Source organism: Proteus sp. G2675, assembly GCF_963886535.1.
Classification (GTDB): domain Bacteria; phylum Pseudomonadota; class Gammaproteobacteria; order Enterobacterales; family Enterobacteriaceae; genus Proteus; species Proteus mirabilis.
The window spans coordinates 54,982-71,185 of the sequence record NZ_CAWPCB010000035.1 but is presented as its reverse complement, the minus strand read 5'-3'; the positions used below and the strand labels follow the sequence as shown (position 1 = coordinate 71,185).

Below are 16,204 nucleotides of genomic sequence, written 5' to 3'. Positions count from 1 at the left end.
AATAATAAATATTTATTTAATTACTTTTCATTTTTATTAAATTGAAGTGTTTTATTGAATTTAACGCAGAGGAAATCCTCTGCGTTTTCGCAGTAATTACTTATTTATTAATTTAGATATTTAAATCAATATGATTACTGATAATCAACTTGGAAGTTGATAACGGCTTGGAATTCACCTGGCGTTACTTTAGCGTCAGCTGATTCAGCTTGAACATAAGCAACGAATGGGATTTTAGATACACCGTTAATTAATTGTACTGGTGTAGTTGCAGTATTCCATTTAACTGCTTTACTACCCGCATCCATTAAGCCAATACCTGCGCCAGATGCGTTACCAGAAACAAAAGAGGCTAAATCTTTATTTACAGCGTTAACAACACTTGGTGTATAGCTAACTGTGGCAGTTTTCGCTACAGTTGTATCACAGTCTTGTAATTCAATATCTTTTTTGATATTTCCTGCTTTTTGCTGATTTGCTAATGCAGAAGTTGGAATTTCACTGAAATCAACAATTACAGGGCTTGAAGATGCTGCTAATCCACATGCTGAATTAACAATTTCACCTTTTAATTGAATTTCGCCTTTAGTTGAACTTACTTTTGGTGCAGGCGTTTCATTTTCAGCTGTAGCAACAGAATTAATACCAAATACTAAAGCCGCAGCCAAAGCAATTTTACTCAGTTTCATTATAGATGATCCCTTGAAGGTAGTACGTATTATTATTGACTAAAAATAAAAATAGTATTGATGTCCAAATGTAAAAATTGATGTACATTACATTTTTCATCAAGTCGGATAATGACTGGTTTATATGATATCAGTAAAAATACTATCAGTGATATAAGATTTTGTTAGTTTGTGCAATTTTCATATTTTAATCTATAAATTCCTTTTTAATAGTTTTTTATATAGAAATATTCTCTTTATTACTCCTAATACGGGTAAAAAAGTTTATATGGCAGAGAAATTTAATAGATATGATGATTAACATTATATTAACGTTATAAACTATGCTGTTATTAACATAACTTTAAAAAAATTAATAAAACTAATAATAAAATATAATAAAGTATATTTTTCAGTTATTTATAAGCTTTATTTGTAACTATAAAGTTAATTTTCATAGATAAATAAGATTTTTGTAAGAAATTAATAACAAAATGAATAGTAAATAGTGAGATAATGATTAAGTATTTATATTAATATTTTCTTATATATAACCTATTCCAATGTACTAAAAATAGCCTTATTGGTTGTTTTTAAGTCAAATTACTCATTCTGTGAGTGGTTTTAGATTAATTTGTTATTTTTTTTAACATGAGTAATTTAACTATTTTTAATAAAAAAAGTATTAAAATAGTAACATTTTTTATCAAGTTCGCAGTAAAACCCGTCCTTCAAGAGGGGGAGGATACCAAGTTATGGCACGGTATAGAGAGGATTATGCTGCTAAAATTGTGGTTAGATGAATAAAAAACGAGGGTAGTAAGCCCCTAAAAAGAGGCTATATAATTGACAACTAAGATGAAGAGGGGGTTCCTACGGAGCGAGGCGGTAATAAAGCAGTATTGGCTGAATCGTCTTTTTCGTCTTTCGATAGGATCTTATTTTTACTCTCTTTTGCTTGTAGGTATCCCTCTAAACTGAGTTGATAGCGACGAATATTTTCAACATAACGATAAGCTTCATGTCCTCTCGCATAACCATAGGGAAGATCTAAATAGTATTTCTTTTGGCTGAGCAAAGGTAACCGCGCTTTTACATCTAACCAGCTATTAGGATTGGCGCCTTGCTGTTCGGTTAGCTTTCTTGCATCTAACATATGACCATATCCCATGTTATAAGCGGCAAGTGCAAACCAGATTTTTTCATCATCAGGGATAGTATCTGGTAGGCGAGAAAGAAGATGTTTTAAATATTGTGCACCTCCTTTGATACTTTCTTCGGGATCTAACCTATCTGTTATACCCATACTTGATGCAGTTGGACGTGTTAGCATCATTAAGCCTCTTACACCTGTCGGTGACGTGGCATGGGGATCCCAATGTGATTCTTGCCAAGCCATTGCTGCTAATAAACGCCAATCAAAAGTCTCGGCATATTTTTCAAACAGAGGTTGATAATTAGGTAATATTGAGTCAATGGCGGTAATAAAAGAGAGTGTATCAACGTAGTCAAATGAACCAACATGACCAAAATACTTCTCTTCTAGTCTTGCGAGCACATCGTCTTGGGAAAGTTGATTGAAGTAATCCAACATGGCTGCATACAGACTATTATCATCTTGATTTGGTAAATACCACGTTAATGGACGACTTTCCGTCACCTCAAAAGCGACAGCAACATTAGGGTGAATGCGTTGTTGTACCGCGACACTGATTGAATCGGCCAGTACATAAGTTATTTTACCTTCAGATAACTCTTCAAGTAGCTGTGAAGTCGTTTTAGTTTCTGACTCTTCCCATTCGAGTTCAGGATATTGCATTTCTTTTAATGTTTTTAATAAGCTGGCATGAGCTGAACCGGCTGCGACGACAAGGCGCCCATTAAGCTCATCAAAACGACGAGGCCTCAATGTGCCTTTACGATAGATCAGTTGTTGAGAAACTGAGAAATAGGCTGGCCCACTTCGTGTCGTATCTAGCCTTTCTTTATTATAAATTAATCCAGCGGCAATAAAGTCTGCTTTATTATTCTCCAGATCATCAAAGAGTTGGTTGATATTCGTCCGCATATTAACGACAAGTTTCACGCCAAGATAATCAGCAAAGCGTTTCACTAATTCATAATCGAAACCTACGGGGTCCTTTTTATCATTTATCGTTATCAGTGGTGAAGGGATAGTACTCACTCTAAGCTCACCACGAGATAAAATCTTATTTATCTGCGCTTTTTGCCTGTCAGGCCAAGTAATATTCAGTGCAATAATCGCGGCTGAAAATAGCGCTATGATAACGATAACGAAATAGTTAATCCTTATATTGTTCAATAGGTTGGTTCTCGTTAACGTTGTTTTTTATTGTGTGTAAAGTAGTCATTTAAACATGGATAAATTTCCAGTAATCGACCATTTTGCTCAACATTTTGCTAAGACGCAACTTGATTACACCAATTAATGATGAAAACACGCTAAGTTAAATGCTGTTATTTTGTTCACGCAAACGGTTTCGTCTGAGCAGTTATTCTATTATACTAGGCGCGTTTCCCCTGAATGATTGATCAGGCTAGCTGCTAAAAGAGAGAACTCAATATTATGGAAATCCTGCGTGGCTCCCCCGCTTTATCCGCTTTTCGTATTAATAAACTATTAACTTTATGTCAGGAAAACCAACTTCCTGTCCGTGGTATTTATGCGGAGTTTATCCATTTTGTAAAAGTGGATGGACAGCTATCTGAAGATGAACAAGCTAAATTAAGCAAGTTACTGCACTATGGCCCTTCATTAACAGAGCATGAGCTTGTTGGAGAGATGCGTATTGTTGTACCACGACCGGGAACCATTTCGCCATGGTCGACTAAAGCGACAGATATTGCCCATAATTGTGGTTTAGCACAAGTGGTTAGAATTGAACGTGGTATTGCTTATTATATAGATAGCGATACGATGGCCGAAGCACAGTGGCAGTTGTTATACGGTTTTATTTATGATCGTATGATGGAAACAATTTTTACCGATTATCAACAAGTTAATGCGCTATTTGCTGAACAGACACCCACCCCATTAAAAACAATTGATGTTCTTGCTCACGGTAAAGATGCGCTAGTTGCTGCCAATATTGAAATGGGGTTAGCGCTAGCTGATGATGAAGTTGATTATCTAGTAGATGCTTTTAAACGTTTGCAACGTAATCCAACTGATGTAGAACTTTATATGTTCGCTCAAGCAAACTCAGAGCATTGCCGTCATAAAATTTTTAATGCAGATTGGATAATCGACGGTAAAGCGCAAGACAAATCATTATTTAAAATGATTAAAAATACTTTTGAGCAAACTCCTGATTATGTCTTGTCGGCTTATAAAGATAATGCCGCAGTAATGGAAGGCTCCGTTGCTGGGCGTTTTTATCCCGATACGGAAAAAGGGCATTACCGTTATCATCAAGAGCCTGTCCATATCTTAATGAAAGTGGAAACGCACAATCACCCAACGGCAATTTCCCCGTGGCCTGGTGCAGCAACTGGCTCTGGCGGCGAAATTCGTGATGAAGGGGCGACAGGCCGTGGGGCAAAACCTAAAGCGGGTTTAGTCGGTTTTTCCGTTTCTAACTTACGTATTCCGGGGTTTGAACAACCTTGGGAAGAAGATTTTGGCAGACCAGAACGTATTGTCAGTGCACTGGACATTATGACAGAAGGCCCTTTAGGTGGAGCCGCATTTAATAATGAATTTGGTCGCCCCGCCTTATTAGGTTATTTCAGAACCTATGAAGAGCAGGTTAATAGTCATAATGGTGTTGAAATTCGAGGCTACCATAAACCTATTATGTTGGCTGGTGGTATTGGTAATATTCGCGAAGATCACGTGCAAAAAGGTGAGATCTCCGTGGGGGCTAAGTTAATTGTACTTGGTGGTCCATCGATGAATATCGGCCTAGGAGGTGGTGCGGCTTCTTCTATGACTTCCGGCCAGTCAGATGCTGATTTAGATTTTGCCTCTGTGCAACGAGATAACCCAGAAATGGAGCGTCGTTGCCAAGAGGTTATCGATCGCTGTTGGCAATTAGGTGATGATAACCCGATTTTATTTATTCATGATGTCGGAGCGGGGGGGCTTTCTAATGCCATGCCTGAGCTTGTCAATGATGGCGGGCGTGGAGGTCATTTTGAGTTACGTAACGTTTTAAATGATGAACCGGGTATGAGTCCTCTAGAGATCTGGTGTAATGAGTCGCAAGAGCGTTATGTATTAGCTGTATCCCCAGAAAAAATGCCACTATTTGATGCGCTATGCCAACGAGAAAGAGCCCCTTATGCGGTCATTGGCGAGGCAACACAAGAGCGTGAATTAGTGTTAAATGATACACACTTTGATAATAAACCAATAGATATGCCTTTAGATATCTTGTTAGGTAAAGCGCCGAAAATGTTGCGTGATGTCACATCACATCAAACAGCAGGTGAATATCTCGATCGTAAAGATATCGATTTAAAAGAAGCGGTTTATCGCGTACTTCATTTACCCGCCGTTGCTGAGAAGACGTTCTTAATTACTATTGGTGATCGTAGTGTTACGGGAATGGTTGCGCGTGACCAAATGGTTGGACCTTGGCAAATTCCGGTGGCTAACTGTGCGGTAACAACGGCCACATTAGATAGTTATTACGGTGAGGCGATGTCAATAGGGGAAAGAGCCCCTATTGCACTATTAGATTTTGCCGCATCAGCGCGAATGGCGGTAGGTGAAGCCTTAACCAATATGGCGGGTTGCGATGTACAGTCACTTAATCGTATAAAACTTTCCGCAAACTGGATGGCTGCGGCGGGTCACCCTGGTGAAGATGCGGGATTATATGATGCAGTAAAAGCCATTGGTGAAGAGCTATGCCCACAATTAGGTATTACTATTCCGGTGGGTAAGGACTCAATGTCCATGAAAACGCGTTGGCAAGATGAACAAGGAAAAACGAAAGAAGTTATTTCCCCTCTCTCTTTAGTTATCACCGCATTTTCCCGTGTTGAAGATGTACGTAAAACTGTCACCCCTGAGCTTTCTACCCAAGAAGGAAACCGTTTATATCTAATCGATTTAGGTAATGGTCATAATGCATTAGGGGCAACAGCATTAGCTCAGGTTTATCGTCAGCTAGGACAAAAAGCGGCTGATTTACGTGATGTAGAGCAGTTAAAACAGTTTTTTAATGTCATTCAACAATTGGTGAGCGACGGTAAATTACTGGCTTATCATGACCGCTCTGATGGTGGCTTATTTGTGACTTTGGCCGAAATGGCGTTTGCGGGACATTGTGGCCTTAATGTTGATATCAGTGCTTATGACGAAGATATTTTAGCCGGTCTATTTAATGAAGAGCTAGGTGCGGTGTTCCAAATTAAAGGGGAGCATCAAGAAAGCGTTGAAACACTGTTTACTGAACATGGTTTAGCGGATTGTTTACATTACTTAGGGCAAGCAACACCAAGTGATGACATTATTATTCAAAGCCGTGAAACGGAAGTTTACCACGAAAAACGTAGTACATTACGTGTCTGGTGGGCTGAAACGACATGGCAAATGCAACGTTTACGTGATAATCCTGAATGTGCAGATGAAGAACATCGTGCCAAACAAGATAGTCACGATCCGGGATTAAATGTTCACTTAACCTTTGATCCCGCAGAGGATATTGCGGCGCCTTATATTGCTACAGGCAGTCGTCCTCGTATTGCGGTATTAAGAGAGCAAGGTGTTAACTCTCATGTGGAAATGGCAGCAGCTTTTGATCGCGCTGGATTTGATGCTATTGATGTTCATATGAGCGATTTACATACGGCACAACGCTCATTAAGTGATTTTGATGTATTGGTTGCTTGTGGTGGTTTCTCTTATGGTGATGTACTCGGTGCGGGTGAGGGATGGGCTAAATCTATTTTATTTAATCATCGTTTACGTGATGAGTTTGCCCAATTCTTTGCACGTCAAGATACGTTATCACTTGGGGTTTGTAATGGTTGCCAAATGATGTCAACGTTGGCCGAGCTTATTCCGGGGGCAGATTTATGGCCGCGCTTTGTACGCAATCGCTCAGAGCGTTTTGAAGCCCGCTTTAGCTTAGTAAAAGTAACTGATAGCCCGTCGCTATTATTACAAGGTATGGCGGGTTCACAGATGCCAATTGCGGTATCCCATGGTGAAGGTTTTGCTGAATTTCGTGACGCTGCACAATTAGCGCAGTTAGAAGCACAAAATTTAGTAGGATTGCGTTTTGTTGATCACTATGGTCAACCAACAGAGCAATACCCATTAAACCCTAATGGATCAGTAAAAGGGATCACCGCTGTTACCACAACAGATGGCCGCTCAACAATCATGATGCCTCACCCTGAGCGCGTTTTTAGAACAGTGAGCCATTCTTGGCATCCAGAAAATTGGGGAGAAGATAGCCCTTGGATGCGCTTATTCCGTAATGCCAGAAAGCAATTTGACTAATGATGTAATAAAAAAGAGTCAGTGTTATAACCCAAAGCCCCTCAAGTTAGAGGGGCTTTATTTTGTTGATATAAAAGGAAAAAATTATCAATGTATAAAATCGACGACACATCATTTTTTCATTGTCGCCAAAAGGTGACATTTAACTTGTTGAATTTTAATAATTTAATATTTTTTAATTAACGGTGTCTGGAAATGGAGACAGCTTGTTGATTTTTTCGCTATCAAAAATTGGGGCTGTTTTTTATTTTAGTAAGATAAAAATACTTTTTCGTTTAAAATTAATGATTTATGATTTTAATTGAAAAGTTGGCACGCCTTGTGCATTATATTAATCAGTTGCTCATTCAACTTTTTATGTCGGTCCACAATATGGGTGGGAACATACCACATAAGCCAAGAATGACGCCAGAGTAAGGTGCCTACCGTCCAACATCATGATACTCGCCTTCGGGCCTTATCAAACACAGGGCGACACGTGGAGTGAGGCACCACCTTCATTCTCTTTTAGAGAGAAAAGAGATGAATATTGACGAGCGGAATATCTCAGTAAGATATTCCGCTCTCCCATTTCTAGAGCCTGTTGCGTGTTCTCGCTTGTGTTCGTTTTCCTATCTGAATTTCAATGTCGGACTTTTTTCTTGTTATTAAGTCATGTAGCATCGCATTACTCTAATAGGTGTTGAGATGATTTCATTGAAAAAGTGGCGTATTTTCCCCCGATCTTTAAGACAATTGGTTATCATGGCATTTTGGATGGTGCTGTTACCGCTTCTCGTCCTTGCCTATCAGGCTTATCAAAGTTTGGATCAGCTTAGTAACCAAGCCGCTATTACCAATAAAAATGCGTTAGCGGATACCGAGCGTAGCGAGGTGATGCGTAATTTAGCTATTGAAATGGAAGGAAATTATCGACGATATTGTGTATTGCGTGATAAAACTGATGAAGAAATGTATCAACAGCGTTATCAACAATACAGCAAAATGTTCTCTACCTTGCAGCAGACCATCATCCCTCTTTCTGAGTCTAAAGAAGCACAGGCCTTGAATACTTCTTTGAAAACGCTCAAATCAATTCAATGCAAAAATAGTGAACCCACTTCTCAAATGCAACAGGCATTAGAGCAATTTTCTTATGCCAATAACCGCATTGTCGTGTTAACTAAAGAGATTATTTTTAGTCGTGGCGAGCAACTACAAATGGCTATTGCTGAAAAAGGGCGTTATTTTGGTTGGCAAAGTTTAATTGTTTTTGTTTTTAGCCTGATTTTAATTGCCTTATTTACCCGTATGATCATCGGTCCGGTTAAAGGTATAGAAAAAATGATTAACCGATTGGGGGAAGGGCGTACATTAAATAATAACTTGAATTCGTTTCAGGGGCCACGTGAATTACGCTCTTTAGCTCAACGTATTATTTGGTTAAGTGAACGTCTTGCATGGCTAGAATCGCAACGCCATGAGTTTTTACGTCATATTTCTCATGAGTTAAAAACACCGTTAGCCAGTATGCGCGAAGGAACAGAATTATTAGCGGATGAAGTAGCAGGGCCTTTAACCTTAGATCAAAAAGAAGTCGTAGCTATTCTTGATAATAGTAGTAAACAACTTCAATTATTAATTGAGCAATTACTTGATTATAATCGTAAACTTTCCGAAGTACCTCAGCAAATTGAGGAAGTTGATTTAACCACATTAGTGAATGATGTGGTGTTAGCGCATAGTTTACCCGCCCGAGCGAAAGGCATTAAGACGATAATTTCACTTGATCTGAAAAAATGTCGAGCAGAAACGACGTTATTATCAAGAGTTATTGATAATCTCTACTCGAATGCGGTGCACTATGGCGCTGAATCGGGTAATATCTGGATCTCTAGTTATCAAATTGAACAGAAAATAGTTATTGATATAGCCAATAAAGGCACTCCGATCCCTGAATCAGAACAAAAAATGATTTTTGAGCCCTTTTTTCAAGGTTCTCTATTACGTAAAGGGGCTGTCAAAGGGAGTGGTTTGGGGTTAAGTATTGCTCATGACTGTATCAAAAGAATGGATGGCGAGTTAAATATTGTTCATTCTGACTATGCTGATGTCTGTTTTCGTATTGAACTACCGCTACTTTCTGAGAATAAATAATGCATATCAGGTCACAAAAACAGGTGTCTTTTCATCAGTATAAAAAATTAAAGCGAAAGACACTGGCTAATGAGCAATTATCTATGGCCCCTGCATCAATTAAGAGGATCGCTTCACACTGGAAACAGTATCTGTGTTGGATAATGTTGCCTATGTTTCTTGCTGGATGTGCACAAAAATCGCTGACCGAAACTGCTAATATTGAGCCTGAAACCCCCGTTGTTAAACAAAAAACTATCGATTATCGTTGGGCAGAATGTAAAACTTTAGCTGCTTTTTATCATGAAGGGCTCAATAATCCGCTATTTTGGTTACGTACCATTGAGTGCACACAGCGTATTATGTCTACAGAAGCACAACGTCAAGCCAGTAGTGTTATCGTTGCCGGATGGGATGGCGCCTTTTATAAAAGTATTTTATTAGAGCGAGCGGGAATGACGGTTGCTGAACGTCGTGCTCAGCTGGTTTTATTAGAAAGCTATCAATTGCAATTTCCAAGCTCTATGCGTGTTCTATTATCTACTTGGATTGAGAATCAAACGCTTACGCTTGCTCTCGCTGATGAGAAAAATCGTAATCGCCGTTTTGTTACAGAAACGGAAAATAAAATGGATTTACTGAAAAAACAAAATAATGCATTAGAGCATGAGTTAAATACCACACGTAAAAAACTCGAAAGCCTCACACAAATTGAACGTCAATTATCGAGCCGAAAACAAGGGGCTTCTGTGGATGCTATTTCTCAAGAAGAAGCGCTGTCTGATGTTCAATCTTCAGATGCGAGTAATACAGAAAAACCAGCTGATAAACCGACAGCGGAGCAATCTAATACGTCAACGGCAAGTGAGCAATCGATAACCAAAGAAAATAATGAGGTTTCACAACCTTCGGTATCAGCAGTTAAACCTGAACCACCAAAAGCAGAACAAGTAAAACCTGATGCGAAAAATACCTCGACAGAAAAAGAGAATAGCGCAACGGTTAAACCTACTGAAACAGGATCTAAATAAGGAGAATGTGCATGGCTGGCCATAAATCAGCGAATCTTTTACTTGTCGATGATGATCCGGGATTATTAAAGCTACTGGGTATGCGATTAACAAGTGAAGGGTTTCATATCGTTACCGCTGAAAGTGGGCAAGAAGCACTTAAACTATTATTAAAAGAAAAAATCGATCTGGTGATCAGCGATTTACGTATGGATGAAATGGATGGTATGGCGCTATTTGCAGAAATACAGCGCCAACAACCCGGTATGCCTGTGATTATTTTAACTGCACATGGCTCCATTCCTGATGCTGTCGCGGCAACTCAACAGGGGGTGTTTAGTTTCTTGACTAAACCTGTTGATAGAGATGCGCTTTATAAAGCTATCGATGAAGCATTAGAATTAGTGACGACGGTATCTGATGAAGAGTGGTCAAAAGATATCGTGACCCGTAGCCCCCAAATGTTACGCTTATTAGAGCAAGCCAAGTTAGTTGCACAATCCGATGTTAGCGTACTGATTAATGGGCAAAGCGGTACAGGTAAAGAAGTCCTTGCTCAAGCAATCCACCGCGCCAGCCCACGAGCTAAAAAACCCTTTATTGCTATTAACTGCGGTGCTTTACCTGAACAATTATTAGAATCTGAACTATTTGGACATGCTAAAGGTGCTTTTACTGGCGCGGTAAGTAGTCGTGAAGGACTTTTCCAAGCGGCAGAAGGGGGCACTCTATTTCTGGATGAAATTGGTGATATGCCAATGGCATTGCAAGTGAAATTACTGCGTGTATTACAAGAGCGTAAAGTGCGGCCATTAGGCAGTAATCGTGATATTGATATTGATGTGCGTATTCTTTCTGCAACCCATCGTGACTTGCCAAAAGCGATGGAGCGTAATGAATTTCGAGAAGATTTATACTATCGTTTAAATGTGGTGAATTTACGTATCCCCACGTTGAGCGAAAGAGCCGAGGATATCCCTGTTCTTGCTAACCATTTATTGCGCGAATCAGCAAAACGGCATAAACCTTTTGTGCGTAGCTTCTCAACGGATGCGATGAAATGTCTAATGACAGCAAGTTGGCCGGGAAATGTGCGTCAGTTAGTTAACGTCATCGAGCAATGTGTCGCTTTAACGACCGCACCTGTGATTAGCGAAGCCCTTGTCACACAAGCATTGCAAGGGGAAAATACCGCATTACCTACTTTTGCTGAAGCACGGGGCCATTTTGAGATGACCTATTTAAGGAAGTTATTGCAGATGACAAAGGGCAATGTCACTCAGGCTGCAAGGATGGCAGGGCGAAATCGAACAGAATTTTATAAATTGTTGTCACGTCATGGACTTGATGCCAATGATTTCAAAGAATGATCTTTGTAGATAACAAAAATTTTTTTAAACTTGCTTTCTTTAGATAGCAAAGATAGCTGGAGAGACTAATTTTTATGAGTCGTAAATTAAAACTCGCACTTGCTCAGTTAAACTGGGTTGTTGGCGATATTGAAGGCAACTGTGAACGCATGTTAGCCACTGTAAAAGCGCAAGAAGATGCCGATCTGGTTTTGTTTTCTGAGCTTGCGTTATGCGGTTACTCTCCTGAAGATCTACTATTTCGCCCTGATTTCCAACAACGTTGTGAAGAGCAACTGGTTCGTTTAGAACAAGCAAGTAAGAAAACGGCCATTGTGGTTGGGCATCCTTGGTGGCAAAACGGCACTATTTATAATGCACTGTCATTTTTCTATCAAGGTGAGTTACAGGCGCGTTACTTCAAACAACAGCTACCTAATTATGGTGTATTTGATGAAAAACGTTATTTCCAACAAGGAAATGAACGTTGTGTTGTGCCTTTTAAAGGCTATCATTTAGGATTATTAATTTGTGAAGATATTTGGATCAACGAGCCTATTGATGCACTAAAACAAGCGGGTGCTGATCTGGTTCTTTCTATTAATGCTTCACCTTATAGTCGTGAAAAGCCGCATATTCGTACCCAATTAATTAAAGAACATTGCCAAAGAACGCATCTGCCTGTGGTATATCTCAACCAAATTGGTGGTCAGGATGAATTGGTTTTTGATGGATGTTCTAAAGTCTTTGATGAACGAGGAACAATCACCCATCGTTTAGCGGCTTTTGATGAGCAAGTGGCTGTGGTGGAGTTTGATGAGTTAACTATCGTACCGATGCAAGATGCGGCACCAGAGCTTTCTCCTTTAGCGCAAGTTTATCAAGCACTAGTGCTGGCAACGCGTGATTATGTGACAAAAAATGGTTTTAAAGGCGCTATATTAGGATTATCAGGGGGCATCGACTCAGGCTTAACAGTTGCAATTGCCGTTGATGCGTTAGGTAAAGAGAGCGTTCAAGCGGTAATGATGCCATTTCGCTATACCTCAGAAATGAGTATTCACGATGCGAAAGAGCAAGCTGATTTATTAGGTGTTGAGTTTGATACTGTCTCTATTGAGCCGATGTTTGATGCTTTTATGGATCAACTTTCGCCTATGTTTAAAGGTAGCGCTGTCGATACCACAGAAGAAAATCTACAAGCGCGTTGTCGTGCGATTATTTTAATGGCGATGTCCAATAAACGTCGTCGGTTAGTGCTCACCACGAGTAATAAAAGTGAATCTGCCGTAGGCTACTCGACCTTATATGGTGATATGGCGGGGGGCTTTGATGTTTTAAAAGATGTTCCTAAAACACTGGTGTTTGAACTGGCTAAATATCGTAATACTCTTTCACCCGCTATTCCACAACGTGTGATTGATAGGCCTCCTTCAGCAGAATTAGCACCAGGACAAACAGATCAAGATAATCTGCCACCTTATGATATTTTAGATGCCCTTCTTGAAGGCTATGTTGAGCAAGATAAATCTGTTTCTGACTTGGTTGCGGCTGGATTTGATGAAGCCATTGTTCGTAAAGTGGTAAAATTAGTCGATATTAATGAATATAAGCGTCGTCAAGCACCGGTAGGACCGCGTATTACCAGTCGTAATTTTGGTAAAGATCGTCGCTATCCGATCACAAGCGGTTTTGGTCGCCATAACTGGTAATAGCAGGATAATCCGATGAAAAAAATTGAAGCGATAATTAAGCCGTTTAAATTAGATGATGTAAGAGAAGCACTAGCCGAAGTTGGTATCACGGGTATGACGGTAACAGAGGTAAAAGGCTTTGGTCGTCAGAAAGGGCATACCGAACTTTATCGTGGTGCAGAGTATATGGTCGATTTTTTACCTAAAGTAAAAATTGAGATCGTTGTTGCTGATGAAATAGCTGAAACTTGTGTCGATACTATAATGACTACCGCTCAAACGGGGAAGATTGGCGACGGTAAAATTTTTGTTTTTGATGTGAATCGAGTTATCCGTATTCGTACTGGAGAGCAAGACGAAGAAGCTATTTAAAAAATAAATAAGCGTTGTTTATGAAACCTGATGATTATTAGTTTAATTATCAGGTTTTTTTATCTTTATTAATTAATTCTTTTTTATATTATCTCAATAAGTTTATTTATTTACTGATTATCTTTTATAAATTTATAAGTGATAATAAATGATTTGTATTGCTGATAATTATACTCATTAAATAAGTAATATTAATAATTACCTTTCTTTGTTCATAAAATGTTTTTTTATGTTTCACCTATTGTGCTATTTATATCTTATACAAGTCTATTGATGATAATAAACAATTTATTTTACTAAAATTCTCACCTTTTAAGGCACAAAATGTTATTCAATAACTTTTGTAGACAGTTATTATCATCAACTTAAATATTTATTATTCTATGGGTAATATCGTGCTTAGCTATTTATTAAAGCGTTTTGCTTTATTTTTGTTTTCCGCCATGATTGTGGCAATAACAACAGGGTTTATTTTCCTCGATATTTTGGTGCTGAATAATGGTATTTCTGAAACCTCAGCAACCGAACTGGGGCAAGAACTTATTGTGGCTATAATATGTCTTCTTTTCTTTATACCTGCTTATAAACAGCCAGAAATGAGAGGGGGATACACACTGATTATGGGCTTTTTCTTGTGTATCTTAATTCGTGAGTTAGATGGTGTTTTTGACCAATTAGCACATGGTTCATGGGTTTGGTTTGCATTAACGGTAACATTTGTCTGTATAGCGATCGCTATCAGAGAAGGGAAAAAAACATTATATGGCTTAACCCATTTTATAACGCATTCTAGTCAAGGAATGCTTATGGCGGGTTTACTCAGTGTTTTACTGTTCTCTCGCTTATTTGGTATGGGGATTTTGTGGGAGAAATTGTTAGGTGAAGACTATAACCGCACAGTAAAAAATATGGTGGAAGAAGGTAGCGAGTTGTTCGGCTATACACTCTGTTTAATTAGTGTTATTTGGTATCGCTATTCGTCTAAATATCATGTTATACCGACATCAATAAAAGTTACTTATTAAATAGTTAGTTGTTTCCAATATAAAAAGCGCTGAATAGTAAAATAATCAGCGCTTTTCCCTTATTATTTAATTTATTCTCTTACCTATTCTGGCTGTTATTGGCTAATAACAGTATGAGGGCCAAAGCACTCATAATGAAGTTTATCGCTTTCAATACCGAGAGTAATAAGTTGTTTAGCGACAGATTGCATAAAAGGTAATGGACCACAGAAATAGAACTGCATATTAGGTATTGATAGCCATTCATGTATCTTGGTTAAATCCATCAACCCTTCAAATTGATAGTCTTTATTGATAATGTCTTCAGTACGAGGGAGACGATACCATACTGCTTGTTGATATTGTTTAATTTGCTTTCCTGCTTGTGCGATTTCTTCCTTAAAAGCATGTACGCCACCATGCTCTGCTGCATGTAACCAATTGACTTGTGCTTGGTGAGAAGAGAGGGTGTGCAACATCGCTAACATAGGAGTTAAGCCTACACCTGCTGAAATTAATGTGACAGGCGTTGTTGATGATATATCTAAATAAAAATCGCCCCCTGGTGCGGCAACTTGTAAGATGTCTCCTTCTTGGATATGGTCATGAAGAAAATTAGATAAAATTCCCTTGTCTTCACGTTTCACCGCAATACGATAGGTTTTATTGTTTGCCGATTGCGTTAAGGAATATTGACGAATTTCTTGATTTGCAAGTTTCTCATCACGAATATAAATACTTAAATATTGGCCTGCACGGTAAGGTGTAACAGCTTGTCCATCTTCAGGCTCTAATTCAAAGCTGGTAATAACCTCACTTTGTTTTACTTTATGCTTAACTTTAAAGTGACGTAATCCTCGCCAGCCTCCAGAAGCTTGTTCTTTTTGTTGATAAATTTGCTCTTCCCGATTAATAAAGACATCAGCCAAAACTTGGTAAGCGGCTCCCCAAGCATCAAGCACTTCTTTGCCCGGGTTAAACATTTCATCAATGGTGGCTAATAAGTTTTCTCCAACAATAGGATAATGTTCAGGAAGAATATTCAAACTGGCATGTTTTTGTGCAATTTTTTCTACCGCCGGCAAAATAGCAGGTAAATCCTCAAGGTGCGTTGCATAAGCACATATCGCATTAAATAACGCTTCACGTTGTGCGCCACTGTTTTGGTGGCTCATGGTAAAAATATCTTTTAACTCAGGATGGCGAGAGAACATTCTGTCGTAAAAATGTGCCGTTAACGCGGGGCCTGTTTTAGCAATAAGAGGAATAGTGGATTTAATTGTCGCGATAGTTTGTGCATCTAACATAATTGCTCCTGAAAAATATTCAGTTTAATATGATTTTTATAACATGTATTTTTAATACAACTTATATCTTTTTGCTTTATTTGTAAATCTGAGTTTTTATTTTTTTTAGGAAAATGGGGAAATCTTAGAGAATGATGTTGAGGGTTTACATAAATTAGCGAGATGTGCCTCAAAAAGAACAAAAACAGCAGATAAAATGAGGTTATC

General features: G+C 38.7%; 10 protein-coding genes. 7 read left to right on the top strand and 3 right to left on the bottom strand.

Annotation, left to right across the window (positions count from 1 at the left end; all coding sequences use genetic code 11):
* Nucleotides 1-134 precede the first annotated feature (134 nt).
* Together AACQ49_RS09400 and mltF are read right to left on the bottom strand one after the other, a co-directional pair.
* Nucleotides 135-689, bottom strand: coding sequence for a fimbrial protein (locus tag AACQ49_RS09400; RefSeq protein WP_004248449.1), 555 nt, complete (start codon nucleotides 687-689; stop codon nucleotides 135-137).
* A gap of 832 nt (nucleotides 690-1,521) precedes the next feature.
* The gene (gene mltF / locus AACQ49_RS09395) at nucleotides 1,522-2,991 is read right to left on the bottom strand and encodes a membrane-bound lytic murein transglycosylase MltF (protein ID WP_161779018.1); all 1,470 of its coding nucleotides are present in this window, start codon (nucleotides 2,989-2,991) and stop codon (nucleotides 1,522-1,524) included.
* A gap of 264 nt (nucleotides 2,992-3,255) precedes the next feature.
* On the opposite strand from mltF, the gene purL reads away from it, so the two are divergent.
* From purL to AACQ49_RS09360, 7 genes are all read left to right on the top strand, one after another.
* Nucleotides 3,256-7,146 (top strand): phosphoribosylformylglycinamidine synthase, encoded by a 3,891-nt coding sequence (purL, locus tag AACQ49_RS09390; RefSeq protein ID WP_161779017.1) that lies wholly within the window; start codon nucleotides 3,256-3,258, stop codon nucleotides 7,144-7,146.
* A 687-nt stretch (nucleotides 7,147-7,833) separates the two neighbouring features.
* Nucleotides 7,834-9,282 (top strand): sensor histidine kinase, encoded by a 1,449-nt coding sequence (locus AACQ49_RS09385; RefSeq protein WP_004248446.1) that lies wholly within the window; start codon nucleotides 7,834-7,836, stop codon nucleotides 9,280-9,282.
* Nucleotides 9,283-9,305: 23 nt separating this feature from the next.
* Complete coding sequence (gene qseG / locus AACQ49_RS09380) at nucleotides 9,306-10,292, top strand: two-component system QseEF-associated lipoprotein QseG (RefSeq protein WP_230629680.1); 987 nt, start codon at nucleotides 9,306-9,308, stop codon at nucleotides 10,290-10,292.
* 11 nt (nucleotides 10,293-10,303) lie between these two features.
* Nucleotides 10,304-11,641 carry a two-component system response regulator GlrR gene (gene glrR, locus AACQ49_RS09375; protein WP_004243867.1) on the top strand — a complete coding sequence of 446 codons (1,338 nt, stop codon included), beginning with the start codon at nucleotides 10,304-10,306 and terminating at the stop codon, nucleotides 11,639-11,641.
* Nucleotides 11,642-11,715: 74 nt separating this feature from the next.
* Nucleotides 11,716-13,332, top strand: a complete 1,617-nt coding sequence (locus AACQ49_RS09370) for an NAD+ synthase (RefSeq protein ID WP_161779016.1) — start codon at nucleotides 11,716-11,718, stop codon at nucleotides 13,330-13,332.
* 15 nt (nucleotides 13,333-13,347) lie between these two features.
* A complete protein-coding gene (gene glnB / locus AACQ49_RS09365; RefSeq protein ID WP_004243865.1) occupies nucleotides 13,348-13,686 on the top strand; it encodes a nitrogen regulatory protein P-II in 339 nt (112 codons plus the stop codon).
* Between the two features lie 383 nt (nucleotides 13,687-14,069).
* Entirely contained in the window at nucleotides 14,070-14,711 is a 642-nt protein-coding gene (locus tag AACQ49_RS09360) for a hypothetical protein (protein ID WP_004243864.1), read from the top strand.
* A gap of 95 nt (nucleotides 14,712-14,806) precedes the next feature.
* Here AACQ49_RS09360 and hmpA read toward each other — a convergent pair whose 3' ends face one another.
* Nucleotides 14,807-15,997: an NO-inducible flavohemoprotein gene (gene hmpA / locus AACQ49_RS09355; protein WP_161779015.1), complete on the bottom strand. Its 1,191-nt coding sequence runs from the start codon at nucleotides 15,995-15,997 to the stop codon at nucleotides 14,807-14,809.
* Nucleotides 15,998-16,204: the final 207 nt, after the last annotated feature.

Excerpts from the sequence above, each read along its gene's own strand:
- AACQ49_RS09400 (WP_004248449.1), bottom strand. The coding sequence starts at position 689 with ATGAAACTGAGTAAAATTGCTTTGGCTGCGGCTTTAGTATTTGGTATT.
- purL (WP_161779017.1), top strand. The coding sequence starts at position 3,256 with ATGGAAATCCTGCGTGGCTCCCCCGCTTTATCCGCTTTTCGTATTAAT.
- AACQ49_RS09385 (WP_004248446.1), top strand. The coding sequence starts at position 7,834 with ATGATTTCATTGAAAAAGTGGCGTATTTTCCCCCGATCTTTAAGACAA.
- glrR (WP_004243867.1), top strand. The coding sequence starts at position 10,304 with ATGGCTGGCCATAAATCAGCGAATCTTTTACTTGTCGATGATGATCCG.
- AACQ49_RS09370 (WP_161779016.1), top strand. The coding sequence starts at position 11,716 with ATGAGTCGTAAATTAAAACTCGCACTTGCTCAGTTAAACTGGGTTGTT.
- glnB (WP_004243865.1), top strand. The coding sequence starts at position 13,348 with ATGAAAAAAATTGAAGCGATAATTAAGCCGTTTAAATTAGATGATGTA.
- AACQ49_RS09360 (WP_004243864.1), top strand. The coding sequence starts at position 14,070 with ATGGGTAATATCGTGCTTAGCTATTTATTAAAGCGTTTTGCTTTATTT.
- hmpA (WP_161779015.1), bottom strand. The coding sequence starts at position 15,997 with ATGTTAGATGCACAAACTATCGCGACAATTAAATCCACTATTCCTCTT.